Source organism: Micromonospora sp. ANENR4 (assembly GCF_015354395.1).
GTDB classification, from domain to species: domain Bacteria; phylum Actinomycetota; class Actinomycetes; order Mycobacteriales; family Micromonosporaceae; genus Micromonospora; species Micromonospora aurantiaca.
The window spans coordinates 1-5,379 of sequence record NZ_JADKYQ010000033.1 but is presented as its reverse complement, the minus strand read 5'-3'; the positions used below and the strand labels follow the sequence as shown (position 1 = coordinate 5,379).

The 5,379-nt window shown below is 57.7% G+C and carries 3 rRNA genes; all 3 read right to left on the bottom strand.

The features are described 5' to 3' along the window. Window positions 1-6: 6 nt before the first annotated feature. Window positions 7-123, bottom strand: a 5S ribosomal RNA gene (gene rrf, locus IRY44_RS30340). A gap of 80 nt (window positions 124-203) precedes the next feature. After that, a 23S ribosomal RNA gene (locus IRY44_RS30335) occupies window positions 204-3,312 on the bottom strand. 385 nt (window positions 3,313-3,697) lie between these two features. Continuing rightward, window positions 3,698-5,212, bottom strand: a 16S ribosomal RNA gene (locus IRY44_RS30330). The 16S, 23S and 5S rRNA genes sit together here, the layout of an rRNA operon. Between the last annotated feature and the right edge of the window lie 167 nt (window positions 5,213-5,379).

Genomic DNA, 5,379 nt, shown 5'->3' with positions numbered 1-5,379 from the left:
AAGATTGTCCGGCGGTGTCCTACTCTCCCACACCCTCCCGAGTGCAGTACCATCGGCGCTGGAGGGCTTAGCTTCCGGGTTCGGAATGTGACCGGGCGTTTCCCCTCCGCCATGACCGCCGTAACTCTATGAACATGTCAACCAACCCAACCCTGGTGGGTGATCGTTTGTTCAGAGTTGCACAGTGGACGCGTAGCAGCTTAGTAGTCAAGTCCTCGGCCTATTAGTACCGGTCAACTGAACCCGTTACCGGGCTTACATTTCCGGCCTATCAACCCAGTCGTCTAGCTGGGGGCCTTACCCCACAATGTGGGTGGGATACCTCATCTTGAAGCGAGCTTCCCGCTTAGATGCTTTCAGCGGTTATCCCTTCCGAACGTAGCTAACCAGCCGTGCCCCTGGCGGGACAACTGGCACACCAGAGGTTCGTCCGTCCCGGTCCTCTCGTACTAGGGACAGCCCTTCTCAAGTATCCTACGCGCACGGCGGATAGGGACCGAACTGTCTCACGACGTTCTAAACCCAGCTCGCGTACCGCTTTAATGGGCGAACAGCCCAACCCTTGGGACCTGCTACAGCCCCAGGATGCGACGAGCCGACATCGAGGTGCCAAACCATCCCGTCGATATGGACTCTTGGGGAAGATCAGCCTGTTATCCCCGGGGTACCTTTTATCCGTTGAGCGACACCGCTTCCACATGCCAGTGCCGGATCACTAGTCCCGACTTTCGTCCCTGCTCGACCTGTCAGTCTCACAGTCAAGCTCCCTTGTGCACTTGCACTCAACACCTGATTGCCAACCAGGCTGAGGGAACCTTTGGGCGCCTCCGTTACCCTTTAGGAGGCAACCGCCCCAGTTAAACTACCCACCAGACACTGTCCCTGAACCGGATAACGGTCCGAAGTTAGATACCCAAATCAACCAGAGTGGTATTTCAAGATTGCCTCCACCCATACTGGCGTATGGACTTCACCGGCTCCCACCTATCCTACACAAGCTAATTCAGATACCAATGTCAAGCTATAGTAAAGGTCCCGGGGTCTTTCCGTCCTGCCGCGCGTAACGAGCATCTTTACTCGTAATGCAATTTCGCCGGGCCTGTGGTTGAGACAGTGGGGAAGTCGTTACGCCATTCGTGCAGGTCGGAACTTACCCGACAAGGAATTTCGCTACCTTAGGATGGTTATAGTTACCACCGCCGTTTACTGGCGCTTAAGTTCTCCGCTTCGCCCCGAAGAGCTAACAGGTCCCCTTAACGTTCCAGCACCGGGCAGGCGTCAGTCCATATACATCGAATTACTTCTTCGCATGGACCTGTGTTTTTAGTAAACAGTCGCTTCCCCCTGCTCTCTGCGGCCATACAACGCTCCACCCGCGCGGGGCTTCACGTCTCCGGCCCCCCTTCTCCCTAAGTTACGGGGGCAATTTGCCGAGTTCCTTAACCACAGTTCGCCCGATCGCCTCGGTATTCTCTACCTGACCACCTGTGTCGGTTTGGGGTACGGGCCGCTAAGAACTCGCTAGAGGCTTTTCTCGGCAGCATAGGATCACTGACTTCACCTGAATCGGCTCGGCATCACGTCTCAGCCCTAGTGGTGTGCGGATTTGCCTACACACCGGCCTACACGCTTACCCCGGCACAACCACCGGCCGGGCTCAGCTACCTTCCTGCGTCACCCCATCGCTTGACTACTACCCGCCAGGTTCCCACGCTCCCCACCATTGGTCCGAAGACCGCCGGCAGTTCGGGTGGTTAGCACAACGAGGTTCATCAGGGTCGCTCTTTCGCGGGTACGGGAATATCAACCCGTTGTCCATCGACTACGCCTCTCGGCCTCGCCTTAGGTCCCGACTCACCCAGGGCGGATTAGCCTGGCCCTGGAACCCTTGGTCATCCGGCGGAAGGGTTTCTCACCCTTCTTTCGCTACTCATGCCTGCATTCTCACTCGTGCCGCGTCCACAACTGGGTCACCCCGCTGCTTCACCCCCGGCACGACGCTCCCCTACCCATCCACACACCTGCATACCCCATCAAGGAGGCACGAAGTTAAAATGTGAATGCCACAGCTTCGGCGGTGTGCTTGAGCCCCGCTACATTGTCGGCGCGGAACCACTTGACCAGTGAGCTATTACGCACTCTTTAAAGGGTGGCTGCTTCTAAGCCAACCTCCTGGTTGTCTATGCGACCCCACATCCTTTTCCACTTAGCACACGCTTAGGGGCCTTAGCTGGTGATCTGGGCTGTTTCCCTCTCGACTACGAAGCTTATCCCCCGCAGTCTCACTGCCGCGCTCTCACTTACCGGCATTCGGAGTTTGGCTGATTTCGGTAAGCTTGTGGGCCCCCTAGACCATCCAGTGCTCTACCTCCGGCAAGAAACACGCGACGCTGCACCTAAATGCATTTCGGGGAGAACCAGCTATCACGGAGTTTGATTGGCCTTTCACCCCTAACCACAGGTCATCCCCCAACTTTTCAACGTTGGTGGGTTCGGCCCTCCACGCGGTCTTACCCGCGCTTCAGCCTGCCCATGGCTAGATCACTCCGCTTCGGGTCTAGAGCATGCGACTAAAAACGCCCTATTCAGACTCGCTTTCGCTACGGCTCCCCCACACGGGTTAACCTCGCCACATGCCACTAACTCGCAGGCTCATTCTTCAAAAGGCACGCCGTCACCCCGCAAGGCTCCGACGGATTGTAGGCGAACGGTTTCAGGTACTATTTCACTCCCCTCCCGGGGTACTTTTCACCATTCCCTCACGGTACTCGTCCGCTATCGGTCACCAGGAAGTATTTAGGCTTACCAGGTGGTCCTGGCAGATTCACGGCAGATTTCAGGAGTCCGCCGCTACTCGGGAACACCCACAGAAGACCAGCAACTTTCACCTACCGGACTATCACCGTCTACGGTCAGCCATTCCAGACTGTTCGACTAGCCACCAGCTTTGTAACTTCTCCAACAGATGTCAGTCTGTTGAGCAGGGTCCCACAACCCCGACCACGCAACCCCTGACAGGTATCACACGCCGCCGGTTTAGCCTCAATCCGCTTTCGCTCGCCACTACTCACGGAATCACTATTTGTTTTCTCTTCCTACGGGTACTGAGATGTTTCACTTCCCCGCGTTCCCCCCACACACCCTATGTGTTCAGGTGCGGGTGACATCACATGACTGATGCCGGGTTTCCCCATTCGGACACCCTGGGATCACAGCTTGGTTGACAGCTCCCCCAGGCCTATCGCGGCCTCCCACGTCCTTCATCGGCTCCTGGTGCCAAGGCATCCACCGTTCGCCCTTGACAACTTGACCACAAAGATGCTCGCGTCCACTGTGCAATTCTCAACAAACAACCAACCCACAACCCACAGCCCCACACCTACAACCACCACATGGTCACGGTTTGCGAGACCAGGCCATGCCTGGCGCCTTCCGCCCCCTCGGACACAGTCCACAGGAGGCATCTCAAGGCTCTGAAAAAACAACCTCGGTTGTTCCTTCAGGACCCAACAGGGTGCTTACATCCGCCACCAGCCGCACCACAGTCTCGTTCCCACCACCCAAGAGTGGCTGTACTAGAGGATCCGCAGCCGTTGCCGGCACCAGACTTGCCAGTGTCTCCGCCATCTGAGCACCCCGACCCGACATTCGCGGGCCGCGGGCTCCATGCCACCTTTCGGTGGATGGTGCTCCTTAGAAAGGAGGTGATCCAGCCGCACCTTCCGGTACGGCTACCTTGTTACGACTTCGTCCCAATCGCCAGCCCCACCTTCGACGGCTCCCTCCACAAGGGTTGGGCCACCGGCTTCGGGTGTTGCCGACTTTCGTGACGTGACGGGCGGTGTGTACAAGGCCCGGGAACGTATTCACCGCAGCGTTGCTGATCTGCGATTACTAGCGACTCCGACTTCACGGGGTCGAGTTGCAGACCCCGATCCGAACTGAGACCGGCTTTTTGGGATTCGCTCCACCTCACGGTATCGCAGCCCATTGTACCGGCCATTGTAGCATGCGTGAAGCCCTGGACATAAGGGGCATGATGACTTGACGTCATCCCCACCTTCCTCCGAGTTGACCCCGGCAGTCTTCGATGAGTCCCCGCCATAACGCGCTGGCAACATCGAACGAGGGTTGCGCTCGTTGCGGGACTTAACCCAACATCTCACGACACGAGCTGACGACAGCCATGCACCACCTGTGACCGCCCCCGAAGGACCTGCCATCTCTGACAGTTTTGCGGCCATGTCAAACCCAGGTAAGGTTCTTCGCGTTGCATCGAATTAATCCGCATGCTCCGCCGCTTGTGCGGGCCCCCGTCAATTCCTTTGAGTTTTAGCCTTGCGGCCGTACTCCCCAGGCGGGGCGCTTAATGCGTTAGCTGCGGCACAGGGAACCGGAGAGGCCCCCCACACCTAGCGCCCAACGTTTACAGCGTGGACTACCAGGGTATCTAATCCTGTTCGCTCCCCACGCTTTCGCTCCTCAGCGTCAGTATCGGCCCAGAGACCCGCCTTCGCCACCGGTGTTCCTCCTGATATCTGCGCATTTCACCGCTACACCAGGAATTCCAGTCTCCCCTACCGAACTCTAGCCTGCCCGTATCGACTGCAGGCCCGCAGTTGAGCTGCGGGTTTTCACAGTCGACGCGACAAGCCGCCTACGAGCTCTTTACGCCCAATAAATCCGGACAACGCTCGCGCCCTACGTCTTACCGCGGCTGCTGGCACGTAGTTGGCCGGCGCTTCTTCTGCAGGTACCGTCACTTACGCTTCGTCCCTGCTGAAAGAGGTTTACAACCCGAAGGCCGTCATCCCTCACGCGGCGTCGCTGCATCAGGCTTCCGCCCATTGTGCAATATTCCCCACTGCTGCCTCCCGTAGGAGTCTGGGCCGTGTCTCAGTCCCAGTGTGGCCGGTCGCCCTCTCAGGCCGGCTACCCGTCGTCGCCTTGGTAGGCCATCACCCCACCAACAAGCTGATAGGCCGCGAGCCCATCCCAAGCCGAAAAACTTTCCACCACCAACCATGCGATCGGAGGTCATATTCGGTATTAGCCCCGGTTTCCCGGGGTTATCCCAAAGCCTGGGGCAGGTTGCTCACGTGTTACTCACCCGTTCGCCGCTCGAGTACCCCGAAGGGCCTTTCCGCTCGACTTGCATGTGTTAAGCACGCCGCCAGCGTTCGTCCTGAGCCAGGATCAAACTCTCCAACAAAAACTTTGTCGAACAGCAATCAACCTGGCAACAAAAGTGTTGCCAAAGGAATCCCAACCAGCCAAACCAAACGGCCTGACCAGTCCGGGGTATAAAACAATTGGCACTGGCTTTACAAGCACCCTGTTGAGTTCTCAAAGAACAACCACACACCAACCAGAAGCACC